The organism is Streptomyces rimosus, assembly GCF_008704655.1.
In the GTDB taxonomy this organism is placed as follows: Bacteria; Actinomycetota; Actinomycetes; order Streptomycetales; family Streptomycetaceae; genus Streptomyces; species Streptomyces rimosus.
The window spans coordinates 4,277,770-4,302,061 of sequence record NZ_CP023688.1 but is presented as its reverse complement, the minus strand read 5'-3'; the positions used below and the strand labels follow the sequence as shown (position 1 = coordinate 4,302,061).

The following is a 24,292-nucleotide window of genomic DNA, read 5'->3' as shown; positions in this document are numbered from 1 at the left end:
GGCTCACGCCGGGCCCGTGGTGCGCACCGCGCCCGGTCGTCGCCTTACACGAACTTCTGCGGCCGGTGCCACAGCGCGTCGTCCGTGCCGCGGAAGAACAGCTCCAGCCGTCCGTCGCGGTTGGTGCCGATGACCGGGTCGCCGCCGACGTTGCGTACCAGCTCGAAGTGGCCGCTCCAGTCCACGCCGTTGATCCGCGACTCCTCGGCCGCGTACATGTGGCCGTTGGTGCTGTGGTGGAAGACCACCAGCCGTCCGTCGGACGCGCGCGCGAGCGCCGGTGTGCCCTGGACGCCGCCGCCCAGGCTGGACGCGGAGGTCCAGGAGTCGTAGCCGGCCTTCTGCTGAATGTGCCACAGCTGGGTGTCCGTGCCGCGGAAGAAGACGTGGATGCGCTGGTCGGAGTCGAGACCGGCCTCGACGCCGCCGCCTATGTTGCGGACCAGTTCGAAGTGCCCGCTCCAGGAGTCGCTGGAGTCGGGGACCTTCTGCTGGTTGTCGTACAGGTTGCCGTTGGTGCTGTGGTGGAAGACCTCCAGCTTGCCGTCGCCGGCGCGGGCCACCGCCGGGTTGCCCTGCACGCCGCCGGCCAGGCTGGACGGCGCCACCCAGCTCTCGTATTCGACGTTGAGCTGGTAGACGTGCCACAGCTGGGTGTCCGTGCCCCGGAAGAAGACGTCCAGGCGCCCGTCGGCGTTCATGGCGGGGACCGGGTCGCCGCCGATGTTGCGTACGAGGACGTCGTCCGGGCTGAAGCCGACGTTGATGGCGCCCTGCCGTACGTGGTGCAGATGCCCGTCGGCACCCTTGTAGAAGACGGAGATCCGGCCGTCCACACCGCGGATCGCGTTGGGCTCGCTGCCCAGCACGCCGCCCAGGTTCTCCCAGTCGCTCCAGCCGCCGTCACGCTTCTGCCAGATCGTCCACAGGGCCTGCTCGCCCTTGCCGCGGGCGAACACCTGGAGCCGGCCGTCGGCGTTGGGGGCCACGGAGGGGTTGCCCACGATCTGCCCGTTCAGGGACGAGACCTCGTCCCAGGCCATGCCGGGCGTGGTGGGGATGTCGACCATGATCGCTCTCCTTCGTGCGTACGAGTGGAGCAGGTCGGCGCACAGGCTAGCCACGGGAACCCGGTCCGAGAACGCGGTGCGGTCGATTGACCGGAATCGCCCGCGAATACCCGGCCAAGAGCGGTATCGACGGCCTCGCGGGCGTACGCGCGCGAAGACGCCCCCGCATGCCGGCCCCGGAGCCCCCGCCCGCCTCAATCACCCCCCCGGGCCCGCTTGAACCGCGCCAAACCGTCGGCCAGATCGACCACCGGTTCCGGATAGTCCAGCTTCGCCCGCGCCGCCGCGGGCGACAGCTTCCACGGCTGGTGGACCGCCCCGCCTTCCAGGCCCGGCACGCCCGCCAGCTCCGGCACCCAGCGCCGTACGTACGCGCCGTCGGCGTCGAAACGCTTCGCCTGCGCCAGCGGGTTGAGGACCCGGTTGGGGCGCGTGTCGGTGCCGGTGCCCGCCGCCCACTGCCAGTTCAGCTGGTTGTTGGCGAGATCGCCGTCCACCAGGAGCGACAGGAAGTGCGCCGCGCCGAGCCGCCAGTCCAGATACAGCGTCTTCGTCAGGAAACTCGCGGTCAGCAGGCGCGCGCGGTTGTGCATCCATCCCTCGTGGGCGAGCTGCCGCATCGCCGCGTCCACGATCGGGTAGCCGGTGCGCCCCGTACGCCACGCCTCGGCCTCCTGCTCGTCGCGGCGCCAGCGGTCGTGCCGCGTCCGGTAGTCGGCGTGCGCCGCGGAAGGGCGCGCGGCGAGCACCTGATGGTGGAAGTCCCGCCAGGCCAGCTGCCGTACGAAAGCGTCGCCGCCCGCCCCTTCCCCGCCGGCCTTACGGGCGCGCTGGACCAGTTCGACGGCGGACAGCGTTCCGAAGTGCAGATGCGGGGAGAGGCGGGAGGTCGCGTCCCCGGCGAGATCGTCCTGCCGCTGCGCGTAGCGGTCGAGCGGGCCGCGCAGCCACGCCGTCATCCGGCGGCGGCCCTCGGTCTCGCCGCCCGCGGCCAGCCCCGGCGACACCCCGGGCACGTCGCGGCGCCGGGGCACGGGCCGCGAGCCGGCCCCGTCGGGCACCCGCAGTCGCCCCGGCGCCCGCAGCACGTCGCGGTGGCGCTCGGCCTGCCAGCGGCGGAAGTACGGCGTGAAGACCGCGAAATGGTCGCGGCCGGCCGGGGTGACCGTGCCCGGCGCGAGGGCGGTGATCACCGCGTCGTGCACGTGCAGCCGGCGCCCGTCGGCCTCCAGCGCGCGCCGCAGCCGCTCCTCCCTGCGGTGTGCGTACGCGCTGACGCCGCCCGCGATGTGCACGTCACGGGCGTCCGCCGCCGCGGCCGCCTTCGCCGTCTGCTCGACGACGTCTCCCGTACGGACGACGAGCCGGCCCCCGCGCGAGCGCAGCGCCTCGTCCAGGTCCGTCAGGCAATCGGCCAGGAAGGCACGGCGGTTGGGCGCGGCGAACCCCGTGGCCCGTACGCCGTCGTCCTCGACGAACAGTGGCACGACGCCGCCGTCGCCCTTGGAGGCGGCGTTCAGCACGGGGTTGTCGTGGACCCGCAGGTCGGAGGTGAACAGGGCGACCGAGGGGGCAGCGGGCATGTGGGGGCTCCGGGCAGAGGGGGCGGGTGGTGCAGGGGCGCTGCGGAGTGCGGGTGCTGCGGCGTACGAGCGGAGTGGCGTACGGGTGGGGCGGTGTACAGGTGGAGTGGCGTACGGGTGGGGCGTGCGGGTCATGCGCCCTGGGCGGCCCGCCCGGCCGTCGGCCACAGGAGTCCCACGACCGACAACGCGCCCCAGCCCACCGAGACGGCCACCGCCGCACGCCGCCGGGCCCGGCCCGGCAGCGTCACGCCCAGGAGGGCCGCGTCACCGAAGTCCGCCGCGATCCGGACGCAGGCGGCGGTCCGCAGGGCCGGGCCCGTCGGCGCCAGGGCCAGGGCGAGGCCGCCGGCCGCGTCACGCCAGGCCAGCGGGCGCAGCGACGTACGGGTCGCGGAGGCCACCCGCCCGTCCGCCTCCGCCAGGCCGGAGGGCTTGGCCAGCAGGGCGGGCCAGGCGGTGACCGCCAGGCCGTACACCGCCGTTGTCGCGCCCACCGCGCGCAGCAGTCCCTCGTGCATCGTCCGCCTCCTTCGTCGCGGGCTCCGGAGGCGAGCGCGGCACCGCGCTCCACCGCCGCCTCTACCGGTGCGTACCCACTCTTCCCCTTTCGTCCCGTTCCGGCGGCACAACGCGCCCGGAGGGACGGACGGCTCAGACGTCCAGCTCCGACTCGACCTGCCGCAGGCGGTCCCGCGCCGCGTCCAGATCGCCGCAGGCCCGGTCCAGGACGAGGTAGACGAAGATGCCCTGGCGGCTGCGGCGGGTGAGCGGGCGGATCAGGTGCAGCTCGTCGTCGAGCGTGATCAGGATGTCCTGGACCCGCTCCGGGCGGTACCCGAGGAGTTCCAGCGTGAACAGCTTCGCCCGCACCACGTCGGTGTCCCCGCGGGCGGCCGTTTCGAGGTCGGGCCCGGCCGGGTCGCCGACCGCGCCGAGGGTGAGGCGGCTGAAGTAGTCGACCACCGAAGCGCCGAGAACACCCTTGAGCTGAACCAGGTCCCGCAGCGTCTCATCGATGCCTGCCATGGCCACCTGCCCCGGACGCCTGGGCCCGCTCGCCTGCCGGACCACTCGCCGGCCAAACCTCTCCGCACAACAGGAGCGCGGTGTGGCGGCCCCTGACATTATCTTGGCACGGATGGCCGGAAAGTGACGTCGAATCAGCAGAGGTGGTGGGTGGGGGAGGGGGGATGGGTGGGGGTGGGGTTTCGGGGGGTGGCGGGGCGCCGAGGGGTGGCGGAGTGCCGGGTGGGGAAGAGGCGGTGGGTGGTGGAGAAGTGGGGCGTGGTGGGCAGGTGGCGTGGGAGGGCGCGTACCGATCCCATGTGATGGTGGCGGGGGTAGGCGCGTAGCGGCTCGGGGCGAGGGCGGCGTAGGGCGTGTACCGGTCCCGCGTGACGGCGCCGGACGAGGGCGCGTACCGGTCCTGGGCGAGGGTGGCGGCGTAGGGCGCGAGCCGGTCCCGCGCGACGGTGGTGCACGAGGGCGCGTACCGATCCCGTGTGATGGTGACGGGGGTAGGCGCGTACCGGCTCGGGGCGAGGGTGGCGGCGTAGGGCGCGTACCGGTCCTGGGCGAGGGTGGCGGCGTAGGGCGCGAGCCAGGCCCGCGTGACGGTGGCGCACGAGGGCGCGTCCCGTTCCCATGCGACGGCGCCGGACGAGAGCGCGTACAGGCCCTGGGAGAGGACGGCGGCGTAGGGCGCGAGCCAGTCCCGTCTGACGGTGGCGCGGGAGGAGGCGTGCCGGCCCCATGCGGCGGCGGATGAGGGCCGGTCTCGTCTGACGGTGGCCCGCAAGGGCGCGCACCGATCCCAGCCGCCGCTGCCGGACGAGGGCGCGTCCCGGCGCCGTATGACGGTGGGGCGGACGCGCCCGATGTGCTCAGTTTGCCGCCTTGGCAAGGGGTTCGTCTGTCGTTTTCAGGCGGCTGCCGTGGCGATGATTTCGTCTGCCGCGCGCTGGCCGCTTGCCACGCAGTCGGCGACGCCTACTCCGTCGTACGCGGCGCCGCACAGGCGCAGGCCCGGCAGGCGGGACAGTCCGTTGCGTACCCGCGTCACGCGTGCCGGGTGTCCGACCGCGTAGTGCGGGAGTCCGCCGATCCACCGCGTCACGTCCGTCGCCACCGGCCGCGCGGCCAGCCCGGTGGCCTCGCCCAGGTCGCGCAGTGCGGCGCCCGTTAGATCGGTGTCGTCCAGGTAGAGGACCTCTTCCTGGCCGTACCGGCCGATCGAGGTGCGCAGGACGAAAAGGTCCTTGGCTCGTTCCGACAGCCAGTCCCACTTGCGTGTCAGGAACGTGGACGCCTTGATGGTGTGCCCGTCCCCCGGCGGTACGAGGAAGCCGCACCGGCCGTCGAACGCGGTCAGCCCGGCCAGGTCGGAGCGCCGGAACGCCATCGTGACCAGCGCCATCGACGCGTAGGCCACCTCGGACAGTTCGGCTGCCGCGAGCGGCGCCTCGGCGGCGAGCAGGGTGGCCGCCGTCCAGGCCGGGGTCGCCAGCACGAGGCCGTCGCACAGCAGGGTGCGGGCGGCGGTGCGCACTTCCCAGCCGTACGCGGTACGGGTCAGCGCGAGGGCCGGAGTGTTGCGCAGGATCGCCCCGCCCGCGGCGCGTACGGCATCGGCCACGGCGCCCGCCAGGGTGCCCGCGCCGCCGTCCAGGCCCAGGTAGTCGGGCCCGCCGCGGGACAGGTCGGGGATGGTGTGGGCGGTGGCCCGGTCGCCGGCCCCCGTACGGGCGAACTCGGGGCGCGGGCGCGGGATGAGCGGCCCCGAGCGCGGCCGGTCGGCGATCCGCCGCTGCTCCGCGAGCCGCCGCTCCTCGGCGATCTCCCGTTCCAGGGTCCGGCGCCGCGCGTCCGCGGTGCGCTGTTCGGCGAGGCGCCGCTGCTGTTCGGCGGTCCGCCGCCGAACCCGCCGTACGCCGGTCAGCAGCGCCCCGTCGTGCCGCGCCGTCTCGAACAGCTGCGGTACGGCGGCGCGCAGGGACACCTCGTACGTGTCGGCCGTCCGGGTCCGGCCGAGGACGTCGCGCCCGCGGCAGCTCGGGATCGGCCGCAGCCCGCCCCGCGTCCACAGCGCGGCGTCCGTCGCGGCCGGGACCCGCAGCCGGTCACCGAGTCCCACCTCCCGCGCCAGGTCCACCGCTTCCGGCCGGGGCACGCGCAGCGCCTCGGCCCCCAGATCGACGGGCACCCCGGCGATCTCGCCGGAGCGCAGCTTGCCGCCGAGCCGCCCGGTGGACTCCAGCAGCGTCACGCGCAGGCCCGCGCCGGTGAGCCGGTGCGCGGCGGCGAGGCCCGCGATGCCGCCGCCGATGACGACGACGTGCCGGGCGAGCGCCCGCCCGGTGCCGGCCGCCCCGGCGGGGGCGTGGGTACGGGGCGCCGTGGCGCTCCCGGCGGCATCGGCACTCCGGTACGCGGGACCGGTCCGTCCGGCGGACGCGGTCGTCGGCACGCTCATGACTCGACTCCTTCGAACGCGGTGTTCGCTGCCGTCGCCGCGCCCGGACCGCCCGTCACGGCGCGCGACGACGGGCGCAGGATGTCCGAGAGCGGATCGTGCCGGATGCTGCCGGGCGGCATGCCCGCGGCGGTCAGCCGGGCCACGGTCGCCTCGACCACCGCGGTCGGGCCGCTCACGTACGCCTGGTGCCCGGACCAGTCGCCGTGCCGCGTCACGGCCTCGGCCACCGCCTCGGCCAGCGCGTCGTAGCCGTCCTCGCCCGCCCCGAAGGCGGCGCCGGTGCCGGGCCGCCGCCCGATCACGGGTGTCACCCGCAGCCAGGGCCGCCGCCGCTCCAGCTCGGACGGCGGGCCCGCGTCGTACAGGTCGGCGAAGCTGTGCGCGCCGAGGAACAGCCGTACGTTCCGGTGCCTGCGCCGCGCGGACAGGTCCTCCAGCAGCGCCTTCACCGGTGCCCAGCCGGTGTCGGCCGCCACCAGGACCAGGTCGCTCGCCAGCTCGTCGTCCAGCGTCATCGACCCGCGCGCGGGGCCGACGCGCAGCGTGTCACCGGCCCGCGTGTGCGCGACCAGCGCCTCGCTCACGCCGCCCGCGCACGTCTGCCGTACGTGGAACTCCAGCTCGCCGTCGGGCCGGGGCGCGCAGGCGATCGAGTACTGCCGCCACGCCTGCGGCAGCAGCGGCGACTCCAGGGCCGCGAACTGCCCCGCGCGGTACGGGTACGGCTCGTTCGTCCGCACCCGCAGCACCGCGAGGTCCGGGCGGCGCCGCTCGTGGGCGGTCACCTCGGCCTGCCAGTACGGCGGTTCGGCGAGGGCCGCCTCGGCGCCGCTGACCATGGCCGCGACGGCGAACCGCAGCATGCGCACCCACGCCTGCTCGACGGCGTCGGCCCAGCGCGGGCCCGCCGTGCGGCGCAGCGCCTCGCACAGCGCCGCCTCGAACGCCTGGAAGTGCACCGGCCGCACCCCGAGCTTGCGGTGGTCGCGGCCCAGCCGCCCGAAGACCTCCGCGATGTCGTCGGGCCGGTGGAGGTTCTCGATCAAGTACCAGAAGGCGCGCGCCAGATGGGCGCGCTGGAACTCCATCGACTCCGGGAACAGCGACCGCAGATAGGGCCACCGCCGGAACATCGTCTCGTAGAGGTGGGTGATCAGCTCGCCGAAGGGGGTCACGAGTTCCAGATACTCGGTGATGACCCGCTGGTCGGCGGCGCCGTCGTAGGACGCGGGGTCGAAGTCCGCCGCGCCGTAGGGCGAGGGGCCGGTGCCGGAGGCGCCCGAGGAGCGGCCGATGGCCCGCGGGCCGCCGCCCGCCCGGCCGGCCGCGAGCCCCTGCGGGGCGGCCGATTCGGTTCCGGGGGACAGGATGCGCCGCCGCAGCCGCATGGCCTCGTGGCGGGCGAGCAGGGCGTGGTAATCCTCGTTGACGGTGCTCATGAGCGGACGGCCTGATCGGGGACGGAAGCGGGGGCCGAGGGGGAGGCCGGGAGGACCGGAACGGCGCTGAGCGGCCGGGGGTTGCGGGCATACGACGCGAGGCGTGGCATGAACGGACCTCCTGAAGGGGATGGGGCGCGTCAGTATGGCACTGGGCAAAGGTGACCGAACGGCCCTATTCCCCCAGGACTTCCGGCCCTCGCGGAAGATCGCCCAGCGGGTGTGTGATGCCGTGCGCACCCCCTCGTACGCGACCCCGGCCGACAGAACGAGAGCCGAATGAACCAGCACCCCGGGCCCATCGGGCCCACCGGACCCGGCGCACCGCCCCTGCGCGTGTTCATCCTCGACGACCACGAGGTGGTCCGCCGGGGCGTGCGCGACCTCCTCGACGCCGAGGACGGCATCGAGGTCGTGGGGGAGGCGTCCAGCGGGGCCGAGGCCCTGGCCCGGGTGCCCGCCGTACGGCCGCAGGTGGCGGTGCTCGACGTACGGCTGGGGGAGCGCGGCGAGTCGGCGAACGGCGACCACGAGGGCATCGAGGTCTGCCGCGAACTGCGCGCCCGGATGCCCGACCTGGCCTGCCTGATGCTCACGTCCTTCGACGACGACGAGGCGCTGTTCGACGCCATCATGGCGGGCGCCGCCGGGTACGTCCTCAAGCAGATCAACGGCTCCGACCTGGTGAACGCGGTACGGACGGTGGCGGCCGGCAAGTCGATGCTGGACCCGCGCACGGCGTCCCGTGTGATGGCGCGGCTGCGCGCCCCGCAGCAGGCCGAGACGTCCCCGCAGTCCGAACTGGACCGGCTGGCGCCCCGGGAGCGCGAGATCCTGGAGCTGATCGGCGAGGGCCTGACCAACCGGGAGATCGCGGACCGGCTGTTCCTCGCGGAGAAGACGGTCAAGAACCGTATCTCCACGATCCTTTCCAAGCTGGGGGTCGGGCGGCGCGTCCAGGCCGCGGTGATCGCCGGGCGTATCCGGGGGCAGCAGGAGCACCAGCGCGGCGGCCGGTAGGGGCGTACGTGCGCGGACGGCGCGGGGCGGACACGGGTCCGCCCCGCGCCGTTCCCGTATATGGAGCTACGGACCGGCACCGCCAAGAGCCCCTTGCCGCGCCGCCGTTCGGCTGCCCGCCCGGTTGCTGGCCCGGGACCGTCGGCAGCCGTCCCGGCCCGCACGGCCCTATGGCCCCGCGCGCCCCGCGGCCGATGCTGGCACAGCCGGGAAGAGCCGGGTCTCTCCCCCCGTGCTGAAGGCTCTTCCCGGCCCATTGAGTTCATGCGCCAGAAATGAAGGACACACCCCGGTGGACGGTTCGGACACACGCACGCAGACAGACTCCGGGACGCACGGCGGCTCCGGCGCCCCGGACCGGCCCGTCACCGAGCCGGGCGGCCACCGGACGGTGGACGGGCACGACGGCGGGGCCGGGGCGACCACCGGCCCCGCCACCGGCATCCCGCACGCCGTCCCGGGCCCCCGTCCGATACGCCGCCGCATCCCGGTGGAGTGGCTGACCACCACCGACCACAAGAAGATCGGGACGCTCTACCTCGTCACGGCCTTCGTGTTCTTCCTCGTGGGCGGCCTGATGGCCCTCCTGATGCGCGCGGAGCTGGCCCGGCCCGGCACGCAGATCATGTCCAACGAGCAGTTCAACCAGGCGTTCACGATGCACGGCTCGGTGATGCTGCTGCTGTTCGCCATGCCGCTGTTCACCGGCTTCGCGAACTGGCTGATGCCGCTGCAGATCGGCGCCCCCGACGTCGCCTTCCCGCGGCTGAACATGCTCGCCTACTGGCTGTTCCTGTTCGGCTCGCTGATCGCGGCGGCCGGTTTCCTGACCCCGCAGGGCGCCGCCGACTTCGGCTGGTTCGCGTACGCGCCGCTGTCCGACGCGGTGCACTCGCCCGGCGTCGGCGCCGACATGTGGATCATGGGCGTGGCGCTCTCCGGCTTCGGCTCCATCCTGGGCGCGGTCAACTTCATCACCACGATCATCTGCATGCGCGCCCCCGGCATGACGATGTTCCGGATGCCGATCTTCACCTGGAACGTGCTGCTGACCGCGCTGCTGATCCTGATGGTCTTCCCCGTGCTGGCCGCGGCCCTGTTCGCCCTGGAGATGGACCGCAAGTTCGGCTCGCACATCTTCGACCCCGCCAACGGCGGCGCGCTGCTGTGGCAGCACCTGTTCTGGTTCTTCGGCCACCCCGAGGTCTACGTCCTCGCGCTGCCGTTCTTCGGCATCATCTCCGAGGTCATCCCGGTCTTCTCCCGCAAGCCCATGTTCGGCTACATCGGCCTGATCGCGGCGACGATCTCCATCGCGGGCCTGTCCATCACCGTGTGGGCGCACCACATGTACGTGACCGGCGGGGTGCTGCTGCCGTTCTTCGCCTTCATGACGTTCCTGATCGCGGTGCCGACCGGGGTGAAGTTCTTCAACTGGATCGGCACCATGTGGAAGGGCTCGCTGTCCTTCGAGACGCCGATGCTCTGGGCCACCGGCTTCCTCGTCACCTTCGTCTTCGGCGGCCTGACCGGCGTCATCCTGGCCTCCCCGCCGATGGACTTCCACGTCTCCGACACCTACTTCGTCGTCGCGCACTTCCACTACACGCTCTTCGGCACGGTCGTGTACGCGATGTTCGCCGGCTTCCACTTCTGGTGGCCGAAGTTCACCGGCAAGATGCTGGACGAACGCCTCGGCAAGATCACCTTCTGGACGCTCACCGTCGGCTTCAACCTCACCTTCCTCGTGCAGCACTGGCTCGGCGCCGCGGGCATGCCCCGCCGGTACGCCGACTACCTCGCCGCCGACGGCTTCACCACCCTCAACACCCTGTCCTCCATCGGGTCCTTCGCGCTCGGCCTGTCCTTCCTGCCCTTCTTCTACAACGTGTGGAAGACCGCCAAGTACGGCAAGAAGATCGAGGCCGACGACCCCTGGGGCTACAGCCGGTCCCTGGAGTAGGCCACCTCCTGCCCGCCGCCCCGGCACAACTTCACCTCGCTGCCCCGCATCCGCAGCGAATCCCCCGCCTTCGACCTCCACCACCCCGAGGTGGCCGCGCTCGAAGCGTCCCGCACCTGACCCTCCGCACCCCCGTCCCCACCCCCCCGCCGTCCCCCGGAATCAGGTACGCATGTCCCCCGATGTCCTGGCGCTGGGCGCCGCCGTCCTGACCGCCGCGGGCAGCGTCTGGTACCTGCCCGCCCTGCTCGACCTGCGCGCGGGCCCCGACCGTCCGCTGTCCCTGCGCATCGCCGCCGTCTCCTGTCTGATCCTGTGGTCCACCCCCGCCGCGCTGGCCGTGCTCCTCCTGCTGGCCGTCCCCTGGCCCGCGCTGGCGACCACGGCGGCCACCGGCATCGCTGCCTCGGCCACCGTCCGTATCGCCGCCGCCTGCCGCCGCTTCCGGGAACAGCGGGAGGAGGACGAACGCTGGGCGGCGCTCCATCTGGGCCACCCTCCGGGCCGGCACCCGGGGCGCTTCCGGGGCGCTTTCCGTGGGCGCCTGATCTAGAAGGGGACCGGCGGCTCGGCGGCGGGCGGTACGGACGCGGGCTGCCGGCTCCGCTCGATCTGCCCCATGACCTCGTTGACGTGATCGAGCAGCTCGGCGGTGAGCCCGCCGGCGCGCGGCGACGGGGCGCTCACGTCGCCGGTGTGCAGCGAGGTCAGGAACCGCAGCCCCTCCGCCACCTGCGCGGCGATCTCGTCGTGGTCGAAGAAGAAGGCCGGGCTGACGCCGAAGTAGTCCGCCAGCACCTCCAGCTGCCGGAACGTGGGGTTGTCGCGGTGCCCGTTGCGCAGCAGCGAGATGTACGAGTGGGAGATGACCTGCTCACCGGCCGCCGCGTTGATCGACGCGGCCACCTGCCGGTTGGACGGCGGGCTCCCGTCCGGCCCCTCGGCGCGTTCGAAAAGACAATTGAGTTTGGCGGCCAAGCTGTCGGCTCTGTCCTCCTGAGCGTGCTGCACGATGCCGGACCCACCCCTTCCTCTTCCGCGCCAAGAAATGCGGGAAATAACTGAACGCCGTCGTCCGCCGCTTCCTCGCGGCCCCCTCCGACGGCCTTCGGCCTGCTCCGATCGCGGAGCGTGGGCGACCCGGTACAGGCGGGCCGGAGGGTGGGACATCCTAGTGCGCGGCGATGACCGGAGTCAGTCCTACCGGTTCCGGTACGCAGTGTCTCGGCCAACCCGGCAAGTGCGGTGGCGATGCCTCTCTGTGATGCGCAGTCAGGTCTTGTCAGGTGCCTTTCAGCGCTGTTGACTCGCGTGAACGAGCTGGCTACCTTGGGGTCCGCACAGTCTGCCGACCGTTCCGCATCGGGGTGTTGGGGCAGGTGACAGCGGGTGCGGCGCCACTGACCGGGCGCTGCGGCCCGCGGTGGACTTGCCCTGCCGCCGAGCGCGGAAGGAGGCGGACGGAGGTGAATCGCCAACGGTTTTGTACGCCCGGGGTCCGCTCTTCGGCTCTTCGTGCGGTGTAACGGGGAATGGCTGCAAACTGACCAGGCGGCCAGGCATTCTCCCGTTTCTCGCGCAGGTGCCGACGCGGTTCCCCGTATTCGCGGCGTGACGAAATCCAAAAATCGGGGGAACATTGCAAGCAACATTTCGGGGGAGCGTTTCCGGAGCCGGCCTGCTGTGTCCGGACGACGGTCCGGAAACACCGTGGGGGCCGGGGCTGCGCGGCGCGCGCTGGGAGCCGGGAAACGCCTCCGCCATCTCCGAGGGACAGGTGCACGTCTTCTCGGTCCTGGACGAGGCGGCGGACTGTACGCAAGGGTGCGCGCGGCCGGGCGACGACGGCTTCGCGGCCGCCGGCGACTCCTGCCCGTGCGGCCTGTGGCCAGGTCGGCTGCACGCCCTGGTGGCCTGGCTGCTGGACTGCTCACCGTGCGAAGTGCGCTCAACGCGTGACGGTTTCGGCAGGTCGCGGCTGTCCGCCGGGGCGCTGGACCTGACGGTCTGCCGTGACGAGGGCGGACTGCTGATCGCCTGCGCCCGCGGCGCTTCGGTGGCGCTGAGTGTGTCCACCGTGCCGTCGTCCCTGGACGCCTGGGCGTGGCTGCCGTTCGGCGCCGCCGAGCGGGCCCGTGCCGAAGCGGCCCCGGCCGCCCACCGCGCGGCGCTGCTCACCCAGTGGTGGACGCGCAAGGAAGCGGCGCTGCGGCTCACGGGCCGCGGCGGGCTGGCGTTCGCCGCCGAGGTGGACGTCCTGGGCGCGGGGCCGAAGGGCGCGGTCGCGGTGCCCGAGACCGGCATCCTGGGCGCCGGTGGCGTCGCGTACGTACAGGACCTGCCCACCGATCCGGACACCGCCGCTTCCGTGGCGGCCTCGCAGCCGGTGAGCGAGGCCGTCGTGTGGCGGGTGCGGTGTCCGGTGCCGGTGGGGCCGTGACGGCCGGGCGCGGGCGCCGGGCGGATGCGGGCCGGTGCGTCCGGTCCGGCGTCCGCCCGGCGCCCGCGCCCTTACGGCATCAGGACCAGATGCGGGTCGGGCCCGGTGAGGTGGCCCGGGTCGCTCAGCTCGCGCCAGGTGGCCATCGCCAGCCGGTACGCGCCGGCGGCCTCGTACCCGGACGCCGCGGTACGGAAGTCGGCCTCGGCGGCCGCCTCGCGCCCGGCGGCGCGCTGGGCGCGGGCCCGGATCAGCACACAGCGGGCCTGGTCCAGCGCGGGCAGCGCCGGGGAGTCGACGGGAATGGTGCCGGCCTGCTCCAGGGCCCGTTCCGCGTCGGAGGCGCGCAGCGCGTCCAGGACCTCCAGGGCCGCGAGCCAGCTCAGCGTCTCCGGCGTGGCGAGCAGCGCGGCGGCCTGGCGGACGCGCTCCAGCAGGGCGTCGGCGCCGGGGGCGTCGCAGGCGAGGGCCAGCAGCGTACGGGCGCGGGCCAGGCGGGTGCGCTGCCGCACGTCGTCGGTGGCCGCGAGCAGTTCGTCGGCCTCGGTCAGCAGCTCGTGCGCGGCGTCCGCGCGGCCGTCCAGGTAGCGCGCGCCCGCGGCGGCCCACAGGGCGATCGCGCGAAGGCGCGCGGCACCGGCGGACGGCGCCTCGTCCAGCAGGGTGTCGGCGAGGCCCTGCGCGCGGTGCCACTCGCCGCTTTCCACGTACGCCGAGAGCAGCGCCACCTGCGCCTGCACCCGGGCGGGGCGGGCCGCTTCGACATCCGCCGCGGCGCTCTGGGCGTCCTCGGCGCGGCGTACCGCCTCGGCCAGGCGGCCCTGCCGCCGGTGCAGCTGGGAGAGTTCGGCGGCGATCTGGGAGCGCAGCAGCGGCGCGGCGGTGGTGAGCGGGTCGTCGAGCAGGGTGCGCAGGACGCGTTCGCGGTCGTCGGCGGCGCCGAGCTGGTCGAGGACGGCCGCCAGCTCCCAGCGGGCCTCCCAGCGCACCTCGTCGAGGTCGTTGTCGGCGGCCCGTCCGGCGACGGTCTCCAGCTGCCGGCGGGCGGCGGGCCAGTCACCGGCGGCCTGGCTCGCGCGGGCGGCGACGAGCTGGCCGACCAGCTCCAGGCGGTGGGTGCGCTCGCGGTCCGCGGGCCGGGGCGCGGTCAGCTCTTCGAGGGACATGCCGAGGCGCTCGGCGATGGCCTTGGCCGCTTTGGTGCTGGGGCTGCGGCGGCCGCTCTCCACCAACGAGACGTAGCTGGGGGAGACGCCGTCGCCGGCGAGGTCCCCTTGGGACATGCCCTGGGCGCGACGGATCTCCCGGACGCGTTCTCCGAACGCTGGCTGTTCGATCGTCAAGCTGTTCCTCGGCGTTCAGCTCGCTGTTGAGTAGGGGATGCATGGACAAGCTTACGGGTTGTGACCCGCGACTCTACTCGTCCGGAGGGCAGGCGGGGGCGGTTGTCACTGGCTCGTATCCGGCTCTTTACGGGCTCTTGAAGAAGCCACTTGGTCAATACCCAGTCATGCTAATGTCAATTCGCATGACAAGCCTGGGATTTCCTCGACGCCGCCGGTGGGGAATCCATGCCCTGCTGGGCGCCGTGGCGGTCAGCTCGCTCGGCGAGGCCATGATGGTCGTCGCCGTCCCCTGGTTCGTACTGAAGACGACCGGCAGCGTGGCGCAGACCGGGATCGTGGTCGCGATCGGGGCCGTCACCTCCGGAGTGGTCGGATTCGTGGCGGGCCCCCTGGTCGACCGCTGGGGATTCCGGGCGATGGCGGTGGTCGCCTACGCGGTCGGCGGCCTCGGCGCGGCCTGCATCCCCCTGCTGTACGCCCTGGACGCGCTGGACTTCCCCACCCTCGCCCTCCTGGTGGTGGCCGCCAACGCCCTCGACGTCCCCGGCGGCGCGGCGGTCACCGGCCTGGTGCCGGAGCTGAGCGAGGCCGCGGGCATGCCGCTGGAGCGCGGCAACGCGCTGCTCACCGGCATCCACCAGGTCGCCCAGCTGTGCGGGCCCCCACTGGGCGGTGCCGGCGTCGCACTGCTCGGCACCCACAGCGTGCTGCTCCTCGACGCCATCGCCTGCGGACTGGCGGCGCTGGTCTTCCTCGTCTGCATCTCGGCCGGCCGGCGGGCCGCCGAGCGGCGCCCGGCCGGTGCCTACCTCGCCGACCTGCGCTCCGGGCTGCGCACGCTGCGCCGCCACCGCCTGCTGCGCGCCGTCGCCATTTCCGGTACCGCCTTCAACGCCCTGGACAGCGGCCTGGCGGGGGTGGTCCTGGTGACGTACGCGTACCAGCACCTGGGCAGCGCGGCGAGCCTGGGCGTCCTGCTCACCTCCTTCGGCCTGGGCGCGGTGGCGGGCACGGTCGGCTACGCCGTCTTCGGGCACCGGATCAGCGGCCGGTTCCTCTACATCGGCACCGGCTTCGCCGCGGGCCTCCTGATCGCCTCGCTGGTCTCGCTCCCTCCGCTGCCGGTCGGCGCGGCGCTGCTCGCCGTGCTGGGCGCGGTGGCGGCGCCGGTGGGCCCGCTGCGTACGGGGGTGCTCCAGCGCAGCGTGCCGCGCGAGCAGTACGGGCGGGTGACGGCCGCGGTCGACACGGTCGGGCTGGCGGCGGTGCCGCTCGGCGCCTCGCTGACCGTCGCCGCCGTGGGCGCCCTCGGCCTGCGCCCCGCGATCGGTCTGATCGCCGGGGTCTACCTGCTGGTGGTGGTCTGCTGCTGGGCCGCTCCGGCGCTGCGGGAGATCGACCGGAGCGCCGCCGGTGACCGTGGTCGCGCCCCCGTATCACCGGCCATGACTGAACTTGACAAACAATGACAGCTGGCTGACGCTGGCCCTCTATGGTCGACGCCCCGAGGAGGGACACATGAGTGAGCGCAGCACCGAGCGGCGCGTGCCAGTGCAGCGTGGGTCCGCCGAGCGAGACGAGGTGCGCGCATGACCTCCGCTCCCGTCCTGCCCGCCGCGGCCACCGTGCCCGAGGGCACCACGGACGCGCGGCGCCTCGCCGCGCTGCGCGCGGTGCGGGACCTGCTGGCCGACAACCCCGGCGACGTGCACGACCTGCTGTGTGAGATATCCACCCACCGCGCCGCCGGCTACGAGATCGAGGCGACCATCGCCACGCTCGACGGCGCGCTCGCCGAGGTGGATGCGTACCGGCCGGCCCGGGTCCCGCGGCTGGCCGTCTTCATGCCCTCCAACGTGATCCTCTACTCGTACGCGCTGTACCTGCTCGTCCCCGCGCTCTACGCCGACCACCTGGTCTTCCGGCCCTCCAGCCAGGTCAAGGACCAGATGGCGCGCCTGCACCGGCTGCTGGCCGAGCACCACCGGCTGCCCATCGAGCTGACCGTCGCCAGCCAGCGCGAGTTCGTCCGCGACCACGTCCTGCCGTCCGACGTGGTGGTGTTCACCGGGGCGTACCACAACGCCGAGCAGATCCGGGCCCAGCTCAACCCGGGGCAGCTCTTCCTGTTCCTCGGCTCCGGCGTCAACCCGTTCGTCGTCGCACCCGGCGCCGACGTGGAGCGCGCCGTGCGCGACGCCGTGGAGATCCGCGTCCACAACGCCGGCCAGGACTGCCTGGGCCCGGACCTGTTCTGTGTGCACGAGGACCTCCGCGACGCCTTCCTCGACGGGCTCGTCCGCGAACTCAAGGGCCTGCGCTACGGCCCGTACACCGACCCCGACGCCGACTTCGGGCCGGTCTTCTACGACGGTGCGCTGGAGGAGGCGGTCCAGTTCCTGGCCCGTAACCGCGAGCACATCGCGTACGGCGGCCATGTCGACTTCCGCACCCGCCGGATGGAGCCCACCGTCGTCGTCGGCGACGAGGTGACCCCGCGCACGCAGGTCCCGGAGTTCTTCGCGCCGGTCTTCAACGTCGTCGGCTACCGCGACGAGCAGGCCCTCGCCGCCACCCTCACCACCGGCCAGTTCACCGAACGGGCCCTGGGCTCCAGCGTGTACGGCGACGCCCCGGACCTGGTGGCCGCGCTGCGCCGCCGCACCACCGTCACCCTCGACACCACCCTGCTGTCCATCGACGACGGCAACGCGCCCTTCGGCGGCTTCGGCCGGATGGCCAACTACATCACCGACGGCGAGGAGCTGTGGGCGGAACCCGTCCTGATCTCCAAGGCCGTCGCCGAGCACTACCCGAAGGCCCCCCGGTGAACGAACGCGCACACACCTACCCGACGGCCTGGCACGCGGTCGCCGACCACCTGCGGCACCTGGGCACCACGGCCGTCTTCGGCCTGCCCGGCGACGACATGGACCTGCTGGCCGCGCTGGAGCAGACCGACACCCGCTTCGTCATCTGCCGCGACCAGCGCAACGCCGTGTTCATGGCGACCGGTTACGCGCTGGCGTCCGGGCGCCCCGGCGTCTGCGCGGTGGGCAAGGGCCCGGCCCTGACCAACACGCTCACCGGCGTGCTGGAGGCCCGGTCCGCCGCCGCGCCGGTCGTCCTGATCGCCGGGGGCACCCCGCTGGAGCGGCTGGGCACCGGCGCGTTCCAGGAGCTGGACCAGCTGTCCGCCGTACGCCCGCTGGTCAAGTGGGCGGTACGGGTGGACCGCGCCGACCGGCTGCCCGCGGCCCTCGACCAGGCCGTGGCCGTCGCCGTCAACGGCACTCCGGGGCCGGTGTACGTCGAGATCCCCGAAGACCTCGCGAACGAGCAGGTCACCCGCACCGCCCCCTGGCGCCCGGCCGCGGCCCAGCGCCTCACCCCGGACCCGGATGTACTGGCCGACACCGCCGCCCGCATCGCCGCCGCCCGGCGCCCGCTGCTGCTCGTCGGCGGTGGCGCCCGGCACCGCAACGCGGACCGCTCGCTGGAGGCGTTCGCCGAACTCCTCGGCGCGGGCCTGTTCACCACCGCCTCCGGGCGCGGCACGGTCGCCGAGGACCACCCGCTGTTCTGCGGCGTCTCCGGCCTCTACACCGTCGCGCCGGTCGACCGGCTGTGGCAGGAGACCGACCTGGTGATCGCGCTCGGCAGCCGCCTGGAAGAGACCGCCACCTTCGGCTGGCCGGACGCGGACCAACTGCCGGTGATCCAGGTGGTGTCCGGCGAGGACGGCCTGGTGACCGCCCGGCCCGGCATCGGCGTCCTGGGCGACGTTGCGCGCACCGTGCACGCTTGGACCGGCCTGCTGGCCGGGCACACCCCCGACGCCGCCTGGACGGACCGCGTAAGCGAAGTGCGCCAGGCGCTCGCCGCGCGCGCCGACGAGCGGGCCCTTGAGGCCGACCGTACGGCCAAGGACAGCGGCGGCGTCCCGGTCAGCCGCGTCCTGGCGGCGCTCGGCCGTGCCGTACCCGAAGACCGCGTCCTGGTGCAGGAGAACGGCCTCCAGGACATGTGGTCCTACTTCCACCCGCACTGGACCTGCGGCGCGCGCGGCGGCTCGGTGGTGCCGAGCGAACAGACCCCGCTGGGCTTCGGCGCGGCCGCCGCGCTCGGTGTGGCCCTGGCCGAGCCGGGGCGCCCCGTCGTCTCGGTGGCAGGCGACGGCGCCTTCAACCTCTTCCGCAGCGAACTGCCCACGCTCGCCGACGCGGGCGCCGGGGTGCTGTACGTCGTGCTCGACAACGGCGGGTACGGCTGGCTCCAGACCAACCTCGACCGGGTGTCCGGCAGCGGCTCGCGCTTCGCGTTCACCGCCGACCGGCCCACCGGCAACGAGGGCCTGGCCGCCGCGTACGGCCTCAAGTACTGGCGCGCTGACAACCCCGGCGATCTCGATCGCGTCCTTTCCGCCGCGTGGCAGCACTGCGCGTCGGGAACCGCCGCGGCGGTGGAGGTCGGGGTCCGGCTCGCCGACAGCCCGCCCGGGATGGCCGGACCCGCCGGCGACTTCCCGTTGCGTGAGGACGAATGACCGACTCGCCGAGACCGACCGACTCGTCGAGACCAGCAGAACAGGACGCCGCATGCCCGTCGCGCTCTTCTTCCCCGGGCTCATTCCCACCCGGTTCGACGCCATCAGCCCCTTCGTGACCACCAACGAACACGCCAAACGACGCTTCGCCGAGGCCGACGAGGTCCTCGGCTACTGCCTCGCGGACGCCTACCGCGAGGCGTCGATCTACGAATGGGAAGTGTTCGAGGCCGGGTTCATGGCGCTGACCCTGGCGCTCGCCGACTGGGCCGAGGAGAAGCACGGCGCCCGCCCGGCCGCCTGCGGCGGGCAGAGCTTCGGCGCGTTCATGGCGGCGGTGTGGGCGGGCGCCCTCCGCTACCCGGACGCGCTGCGGCTGATCCGCCGCAGCGTCGCCGTCGAGACGGACTACTTCGACACCCTCGACGAGCCGCTGGGCTGCCACTTCTTCTACCGGCTGCCGCACGACAAGGTGCAGCAGCTGGTGGCCGAGGTGCACGAGCGCGGTGAGTGGGCCGAGCTGTCGGTGGTACTCGACGAGGAGGTGCACGCCGTCTCCGCGACGCTGAACACCCTGGAACGCTTCGAGCAACGGGTCCGCGAGGAAGGCGGTTTCCCCTTCTACACGATGAACCGGGCCGAGCACTGCTCCGCCGTCGCCGGGCTGCGCACCCGCCTGCACGACGAGGCGTACGGCACCGTCGAGTGGCGCACCGCGCACATCCCGGTCGTCTCCGACGTGGACGGGCGGCTGCTCACCGACGCCGAGGAGATCAAGCAGGACCTGCTGGACGGCTGGACGACACCGGTCCACTGGGCCACGATCCTGCGCGGCCTGCGGACGGCGGAGGTGGACGAGGTGTGGATACCGGGCCCGCGCAACATGTTCGCCCGGATCACCAACAACTCCTTCCCCACCAAGGTGATCACGCCGAAGATGGCGCTCGAAGCGTGAGCGCGCCCACCGACGCCCTGGGCACCCCGGCCGGCCGCCGGGTGCTCTCGGCGGCCATGTTCGCCAGCGCTCCCGCCGAGGTGCTGGACTTCCTGCTGCCGCTGTGGGCCGGATCGACGCTGAAGGCGGGCGCCTCGGTGGTCGGCGCGCTAGTCGCCGTCGAGGCGGTGCTCTCCCTGATCGTGCGGCCGCTCGCCGGGGAACTGTCGGACCGCTTCGACCAGCGGCGGGTCGCCGCCGCCGGCGCGTTCCTGTACGCCCTGTCCTTCGCCGGGTACGCCCTCGCCGACAACCTGCCCCTGGCCTTCGTCGCGTCGGGTGTGGGCGGTGCGGGCGGCGCGCTGTTCTGGGTCGGCCTGCGCGCCTGGACCGGCCGGCGGGCCACCAACCACACCAGCGCGTACGGCAAGTTGCTGTCGGCCGAGGGCCAGGGCGCCTTCATCGGCTACCTGGTGGCGTTCTCCCTGCTGGAACGCGGCGGCTATCCGCTGCTGTTCTGGCTGGGCTGCGCGGCCTGCGTATGGGCGACGGCCGCGTTGCTCAAGGGGACGGGCAGTCGGGAGACGGCCCCGGACGCGGCCGACGACGACACCGACGACACCGAAGACGCGCTACGGGACCGTAAGACCCGCCTGCGGCTTTTCCCCCTGATGGTGGTGTCCGCCGTGACGGCCGCCGCCGAGGCCGGGCTGTGGATGCTCCTGCTGCTGCGCCTGCAAGGCGACCTGGGGCTGACGCCCAACGAGATCGCCATGGTCTTCGCGCCCGGATTCGTGGTGTTCATCCTGCTGCCCGAGCACACCCACCACCTCACCGACCGGCTCGGCCGCACCCGGACCATGGTCATCGCGTTCCTGGCGAGCGCCCTGTTCGCGGCCGGGCTCGGCTTCGTGGCCACCCCGGTCGCCGTCGCGGTCCTGTGGGCGGTGGCCGCCGCCTGCTTCGCCGCGCAGATCCCGGTGGAACAGGCCACCGTCGCGGCCGCCGCCGGCAAGCGCGTCGGCCGGGGGATGGGCCTGTACGAGAGCGCGCGGCTGTCCGGCGTCGTCGTCGGGCCCGCGCTGATGGGCGTGGTCTACGAGCAGCTGGGCTGGGCCACCGCCTGCTGTGTGGCGGCGGGCGGGTCGGTCGTGGGGGCCGTCGTCGTGCCGTACGCCATCCGCGTACTGAAGCTGCCCGAGACGGTACGGGCCCCCGAGACCGGCGGGACGGCCGCTCCGGCCGCCGTCGCCGCCACGACCGATAACCCGCACGAGAAACCCGAGGAAGAGGACCGCACTGCCATGGACATGGAGAAGCAGGACACCGCGGCGCCGTCGAAGGACGGTGCCCTCTCGCCGAAGGAGCACGCCCGCAAGGAGCGGCGGGACTGGCTCATCCACACGGCGGCGTTCCTCGTGGGGAACGTGATCCTGTGGGCGCTGAAGTCCAACTGGATCGTGTGGCAGTTCACCAACGACGAGGTGCCCGACGAGCACCGCGGCCCGCTGGTGTGGATCGGCCGCATCTGGCTGACCATCTGGATCATCGACACGATCTGGTCGTGGTCGTACACGATCTGGCCGCGCGAGAAGAAGGCCAAGTCCTCCTAGGAGCCGCACCGCGTGGCCCCCGCTCCACCGCCGTACGGGCGAGAACGCTCCCCGTACGGCGGTGCCGTGTTTCCGGGCGGGAGCCGTTCACGACAGGAGCAGGGGCAGCTCGGCGTAGCCGCGCAGGGACGTCATACGGTTGCGCGGCGCCCCGGTGCCCGCGTGCGCGATCGAGGGGAAGCGGGCCAGCAGCCGGGGGAAGGCGATGGCCGCCTCCAGGCGGGCCAGTGCGGCGCCCAGGCAGTAGTGCGCGCCCGCGCCGAAGGTGAGCGAGCCGCCCGGCGCCCGGTCCGGCCGGAAGACGTCCGGGTCCCCGTGGCGCGCAGGATCGCGGTTGGCGCTGGCGAGCAGGGCCACCACTTGGGAGCCCTGCGCCACGGCCACCCCGCCCAGCTCGGTGTCCTCCCCCGCCCAGCGGGAGGCGATCTGGATGGGCGGGTCGAAGCGCAGCATCTCCTCGACCCAGGCGTCGATCCGCTCCGGCTCGCCGCGCAGCCGCGCGAGCAGGTCCGGGCGGTCCAGCAGGACGGCCGTGCCGTTGCCGATGAGGTTGCTGGTGGTCTCGTAGCCGGCGGAGTACAGCAGCACCAGGTTGGCGAGCAGTTCGCGCCGGGTGAGCCGGTCGCCGTCCTCCTCGCGTACCGCGATGAGCGTGCTGACCAGGTCGGCGCGCGGGTCCTCCTGGCGCCGGGCGGCCAGCGCGCCGAGCCGGTCCCACAGCTCCGCGGTGGCCTCGTCCGCGCGCTCCAGCGCCTCCCCGGCGAGGTTCTGCTCGATCGCGGAGGTGACGGCCTGCACGCGCGGCGCGAACCAGGCGCGGTCCTCCTCGGGGATGCCGAGCAGCTCGCCGATGACGGTGATCGGCAGCGGCAGCGCGAAGTGCTCCATCAGATCCACCGGAGCGCCCCCGGCGGCCCGTTCGGCGAGGCCGTCCAGCAGGCCGTCGACCAGCTTCTCCACCGCGGGCCGCAGCCCGGCCACCCGGCGCGGGGTGAAGGCGCGGCCCACCAGGCGGCGCAGCCGCTCGTGGTGCGGCGAGTTCTGGTTGACCATCTCGCCCATCAGGGAGAAGACGCTGAGGTGGTCGCGGCCCTCGGGCCAGGTACGGGCGAGGTACGCGTCGTCCTCGACCCGGAAGAGCGGATCGCGCAGCACGCGGTCGCAGTCGGCGTGCCGGCTGACGACGACGGTGCCGTCCGGCAGCCGGGAGACCGGCCCGTGCTCCCGCAGCACCGCGTAGTGCGGGTACGGGTCGGGGCAGCCCAGCGGGCTGAACAGCGCGCGCAGGGCCCGGCGTACCGCGGCCGGGTCGCTCATGGTGCCTCCTGGCTGGAAGGTGCGCCCCGCCCCTTCGGGGGCAGGGGCGGGGCGCACCGGTCTGGTGCGGGCCGCCGCGGCGCTCAGGCCGTCAGCTGCTTCTCGACGCGGAGCACGATGTCGGAGACCAGGCGCAGCTCCTTCAGCTCCTCCTCGGGGAGGCTGACGCCGAAGCGCTCCTCGACGGCGACGATGACCTCGACCATGGCCAGCGAGTCGACGTCCAGGTCCTCGATGAAGGCCTTCTCCTCGCTCACCTCGGCGGGTTCGACGTCGGCGACCTCGTTGAGGATCTCGGCGAGTCCGGCGATGATCTCTTCACGCGTCATGGTGGTTACCTCTCTGTGGTGTGGGGTGTGGCTCGGGGTGCGGTGGACGCGCGGGCGCGTCCGGGCGGGTCAGGAGTGCGAGGCGGTGTTCTCGGCGTTCCCGGCGGCCTCGGCGTCTTCGGCGGCGGCCGGCGTGGGCATGGACAGCGCCACGACGTGGTCCGCGAACTGCCGCTCGATGCCGATGAGGCGGAGCTGCCGGTACAGGCTCTCGATGCCGAGCTGCTTCATGGTCAGCCCCTGCGGGGCGTCGTCGACCTGGCCGCCCTCCTCGATGTTCAGGGCGATCGGCGCGGCCTGCTCGATGACCTCGCGGATGTCGTCGCCGTAGCCCTCCTTGATCCCGATGCGCAGGGCGTGCAGGCCGAAGCTGACGTGCCGGGACTCGTCGCGGGCCATCGCGGTGAAGCCGGCCTTCACCCCGGCCAGCAGCGGTACGCCGTGCAGCGAGTTGACGATGGCGCGCTGGCCGACCAGGGCGAGCACGCCCTCGGTGATCAGGTGGAAGAGCGCCACGGCGCGCAGCCAGCGCCGGTAGTCCGAGGGGTGTTCCTGGAGTTCGCGGATGACCTCGGTCTCCAGGCGGCTGAGGTCCCGGTGCGGCGGGGTGACCATGTTCCACGCCTGGACGAGCATCCGCTTGGGGTCGGAATCCAGGCCGAGCAGCTCCTCGCCGAGGCGCAGCATCAGCTGGGTGTGCCGGGTCTCGTCGGCGATCTGGGTGCCGAGGTAGAGGTGGTCGCGCTCCTCGGGGGCGCCGGTCAGGATGGGGCCGAGCAGGTCCAGGCCGGTGTACTCGCCGATGATGAAGGTGGCGATGGACTCCTCGATCGCCTTGCGCGCGGAGCGCGGCAGCCGCTTGTCGAAGTCCTCGCGGTCCGGCTCCAGTTCGATGGCCTGGGCGGACCACTGCTGCTTCTCCCAGCGCTCGTAGAGCGCCTGGGGGTGCGGCTGCTGCTCGGTGACGAGGTCCGCGTGCCGGAGTACGTCGTCCAGGGGCAGGCGGGGCATCTCGGCGAGCTTGGCGTCGTCGAGCAGCAGGGTGCTCCAGCGCGGCATATCAAAACTCCGTGACTAGTGAGTCAAGTTCATGACTTCCCATAAGTCCGGTAGTGAACAGCAATCTCTGTGCACAGTCAACGCGAGACGTTGGCTCCTTCGCGGGGCTCCAAAAGTCGTCAGTCATGTTTCTTGACTCCTGAGTCGAGGGTGTG

General features: G+C 73.2%; 19 protein-coding genes and 1 pseudogene. 9 read left to right on the top strand and 11 right to left on the bottom strand.

Going from position 1 to position 24,292, the window contains the following annotated elements; genetic code table 11:
- Positions 1-44: 44 nt before the first annotated feature.
- The 6 genes from CP984_RS18000 to CP984_RS17975 all read right to left on the bottom strand — a co-directional run bounded on the left by CP984_RS18000 (position 45) and on the right by CP984_RS17975 (position 7,570).
- Positions 45-1,070, bottom strand: a complete 1,026-nt coding sequence (locus CP984_RS18000) for a hypothetical protein (protein ID WP_003987238.1) — start codon at positions 1,068-1,070, stop codon at positions 45-47.
- Positions 1,071-1,264: 194 nt separating this feature from the next.
- Complete coding sequence (locus CP984_RS17995) at positions 1,265-2,653, bottom strand: cryptochrome/photolyase family protein (RefSeq protein ID WP_030185798.1); 1,389 nt, start codon at positions 2,651-2,653, stop codon at positions 1,265-1,267.
- Between the two features lie 131 nt (positions 2,654-2,784).
- Positions 2,785-3,174, bottom strand: coding sequence for a hypothetical protein (locus CP984_RS17990; RefSeq protein WP_003986497.1), 390 nt, complete (start codon positions 3,172-3,174; stop codon positions 2,785-2,787).
- A 133-nt stretch (positions 3,175-3,307) separates the two neighbouring features.
- A complete protein-coding gene (locus tag CP984_RS17985) occupies positions 3,308-3,682 on the bottom strand; it encodes a hypothetical protein (RefSeq protein WP_003986498.1) in 375 nt (124 codons plus the stop codon).
- Positions 3,683-4,577: 895 nt separating this feature from the next.
- Entirely contained in the window at positions 4,578-6,128 is a 1,551-nt protein-coding gene (locus tag CP984_RS17980; protein WP_094777495.1) for a protoporphyrinogen/coproporphyrinogen oxidase, read from the bottom strand.
- The gene (locus CP984_RS17975; protein WP_003986500.1) at positions 6,125-7,570 is read right to left on the bottom strand and encodes a globin domain-containing protein; all 1,446 of its coding nucleotides are present in this window, start codon (positions 7,568-7,570) and stop codon (positions 6,125-6,127) included. The genes CP984_RS17980 and CP984_RS17975 overlap by 4 nt, the downstream gene beginning before the upstream one ends.
- A gap of 279 nt (positions 7,571-7,849) precedes the next feature.
- On the opposite strand from CP984_RS17975, the gene CP984_RS17970 reads away from it, so the two are divergent.
- The 3 genes and pseudogenes from CP984_RS17970 (at position 7,850) to CP984_RS17960 (ending at position 11,106) form a co-directional block, all read left to right on the top strand.
- Positions 7,850-8,590, top strand: coding sequence for a response regulator (locus tag CP984_RS17970; RefSeq protein WP_003986501.1), 741 nt, complete (start codon positions 7,850-7,852; stop codon positions 8,588-8,590).
- 442 nt (positions 8,591-9,032) lie between these two features.
- Positions 9,033-10,673: pseudogene (ctaD, locus tag CP984_RS17965) on the top strand (aa3-type cytochrome oxidase subunit I).
- Positions 10,674-10,725: 52 nt separating this feature from the next.
- Entirely contained in the window at positions 10,726-11,106 is a 381-nt protein-coding gene (locus CP984_RS17960) for a hypothetical protein (RefSeq protein ID WP_003986503.1), read from the top strand.
- Here CP984_RS17960 and CP984_RS17955 read toward each other — a convergent pair.
- Entirely contained in the window at positions 11,103-11,564 is a 462-nt protein-coding gene (locus CP984_RS17955) for a helix-turn-helix domain-containing protein (protein ID WP_050505943.1), read from the bottom strand. The two genes, CP984_RS17960 and CP984_RS17955, sit on opposite strands and share 4 nt — an antisense overlap.
- Positions 11,565-12,330: 766 nt before the next feature.
- Here CP984_RS17955 and CP984_RS17950 point away from each other — a divergent pair.
- On the top strand, positions 12,331-12,993 hold the full coding sequence (locus CP984_RS17950) for a hypothetical protein (RefSeq protein ID WP_003986505.1): 663 nt from the start codon (positions 12,331-12,333) through the stop codon (positions 12,991-12,993).
- Positions 12,994-13,064: 71 nt separating this feature from the next.
- Here the strand turns inward: CP984_RS17950 and CP984_RS17945 are convergent, their stop codons facing one another.
- Positions 13,065-14,336, bottom strand: coding sequence for a helix-turn-helix domain-containing protein (locus CP984_RS17945; RefSeq protein ID WP_030191443.1), 1,272 nt, complete (start codon positions 14,334-14,336; stop codon positions 13,065-13,067).
- A 185-nt stretch (positions 14,337-14,521) separates the two neighbouring features.
- Here CP984_RS17945 and CP984_RS17940 point away from each other — a divergent pair, with 185 nt between their 5' ends.
- The 5 genes from CP984_RS17940 to CP984_RS17920 all read left to right on the top strand — a co-directional run bounded on the left by CP984_RS17940 (position 14,522) and on the right by CP984_RS17920 (position 21,432).
- The gene (locus tag CP984_RS17940) at positions 14,522-15,808 is read left to right on the top strand and encodes an MFS transporter (RefSeq protein WP_157849121.1); all 1,287 of its coding nucleotides are present in this window, start codon (positions 14,522-14,524) and stop codon (positions 15,806-15,808) included.
- 120 nt (positions 15,809-15,928) lie between these two features.
- Positions 15,929-17,170: an aldehyde dehydrogenase family protein gene (locus CP984_RS17935; RefSeq protein ID WP_003981569.1), complete on the top strand. Its 1,242-nt coding sequence runs from the start codon at positions 15,929-15,931 to the stop codon at positions 17,168-17,170.
- A complete protein-coding gene (locus CP984_RS17930; RefSeq protein ID WP_003981568.1) occupies positions 17,167-18,885 on the top strand; it encodes a thiamine pyrophosphate-binding protein in 1,719 nt (572 codons plus the stop codon). Before CP984_RS17935 ends, CP984_RS17930 begins: the two co-directional genes overlap by 4 nt.
- Positions 18,886-18,937: 52 nt before the next feature.
- Entirely contained in the window at positions 18,938-19,840 is a 903-nt protein-coding gene (locus CP984_RS17925) for an ACP S-malonyltransferase (RefSeq protein ID WP_003981567.1), read from the top strand.
- Positions 19,837-21,432 carry an MFS transporter gene (locus CP984_RS17920; RefSeq protein ID WP_003981566.1) on the top strand — a complete coding sequence of 532 codons (1,596 nt, stop codon included), beginning with the start codon at positions 19,837-19,839 and terminating at the stop codon, positions 21,430-21,432. Before CP984_RS17925 ends, CP984_RS17920 begins: the two co-directional genes overlap by 4 nt.
- A gap of 87 nt (positions 21,433-21,519) precedes the next feature.
- Here CP984_RS17920 and CP984_RS17915 read toward each other — a convergent pair whose 3' ends face one another.
- The 3 genes from CP984_RS17915 to CP984_RS17905 form a co-directional block, all read right to left on the bottom strand.
- Positions 21,520-22,749, bottom strand: coding sequence for a cytochrome P450 (locus tag CP984_RS17915; protein ID WP_003981565.1), 1,230 nt, complete (start codon positions 22,747-22,749; stop codon positions 21,520-21,522).
- A gap of 83 nt (positions 22,750-22,832) precedes the next feature.
- Positions 22,833-23,078 carry an acyl carrier protein gene (locus CP984_RS17910; RefSeq protein ID WP_003981564.1) on the bottom strand — a complete coding sequence of 82 codons (246 nt, stop codon included), beginning with the start codon at positions 23,076-23,078 and terminating at the stop codon, positions 22,833-22,835.
- Between the two features lie 69 nt (positions 23,079-23,147).
- A complete protein-coding gene (locus CP984_RS17905) occupies positions 23,148-24,137 on the bottom strand; it encodes a ribonucleotide-diphosphate reductase subunit beta (RefSeq protein ID WP_003981563.1) in 990 nt (329 codons plus the stop codon).
- Positions 24,138-24,292: the final 155 nt, after the last annotated feature.

What these genes read in the sequence shown, in the direction of transcription:
- CP984_RS18000 (WP_003987238.1), bottom strand. Translation starts at nt 1,070, where the DNA reads ATGGTCGACATCCCCACCACGCCCGGCATGGCCTGGGACGAGGTCTCG.
- CP984_RS17995 (WP_030185798.1), bottom strand. Translation starts at nt 2,653, where the DNA reads ATGCCCGCTGCCCCCTCGGTCGCCCTGTTCACCTCCGACCTGCGGGTC.
- CP984_RS17990 (WP_003986497.1), bottom strand. Translation starts at nt 3,174, where the DNA reads ATGCACGAGGGACTGCTGCGCGCGGTGGGCGCGACAACGGCGGTGTAC.
- CP984_RS17985 (WP_003986498.1), bottom strand. Translation starts at nt 3,682, where the DNA reads ATGGCAGGCATCGATGAGACGCTGCGGGACCTGGTTCAGCTCAAGGGT.
- CP984_RS17980 (WP_094777495.1), bottom strand. Translation starts at nt 6,128, where the DNA reads ATGAGCGTGCCGACGACCGCGTCCGCCGGACGGACCGGTCCCGCGTAC.
- CP984_RS17975 (WP_003986500.1), bottom strand. Translation starts at nt 7,570, where the DNA reads ATGAGCACCGTCAACGAGGATTACCACGCCCTGCTCGCCCGCCACGAG.
- CP984_RS17970 (WP_003986501.1), top strand. Translation starts at nt 7,850, where the DNA reads ATGAACCAGCACCCCGGGCCCATCGGGCCCACCGGACCCGGCGCACCG.
- CP984_RS17960 (WP_003986503.1), top strand. Translation starts at nt 10,726, where the DNA reads ATGTCCCCCGATGTCCTGGCGCTGGGCGCCGCCGTCCTGACCGCCGCG.
- CP984_RS17940 (WP_157849121.1), top strand. Translation starts at nt 14,522, where the DNA reads ATGACAAGCCTGGGATTTCCTCGACGCCGCCGGTGGGGAATCCATGCC.
- CP984_RS17935 (WP_003981569.1), top strand. Translation starts at nt 15,929, where the DNA reads ATGACCTCCGCTCCCGTCCTGCCCGCCGCGGCCACCGTGCCCGAGGGC.
- CP984_RS17925 (WP_003981567.1), top strand. Translation starts at nt 18,938, where the DNA reads ATGCCCGTCGCGCTCTTCTTCCCCGGGCTCATTCCCACCCGGTTCGAC.
- CP984_RS17915 (WP_003981565.1), bottom strand. Translation starts at nt 22,749, where the DNA reads ATGAGCGACCCGGCCGCGGTACGCCGGGCCCTGCGCGCGCTGTTCAGC.
- CP984_RS17910 (WP_003981564.1), bottom strand. Translation starts at nt 23,078, where the DNA reads ATGACGCGTGAAGAGATCATCGCCGGACTCGCCGAGATCCTCAACGAG.
- CP984_RS17905 (WP_003981563.1), bottom strand. Translation starts at nt 24,137, where the DNA reads ATGCCGCGCTGGAGCACCCTGCTGCTCGACGACGCCAAGCTCGCCGAG.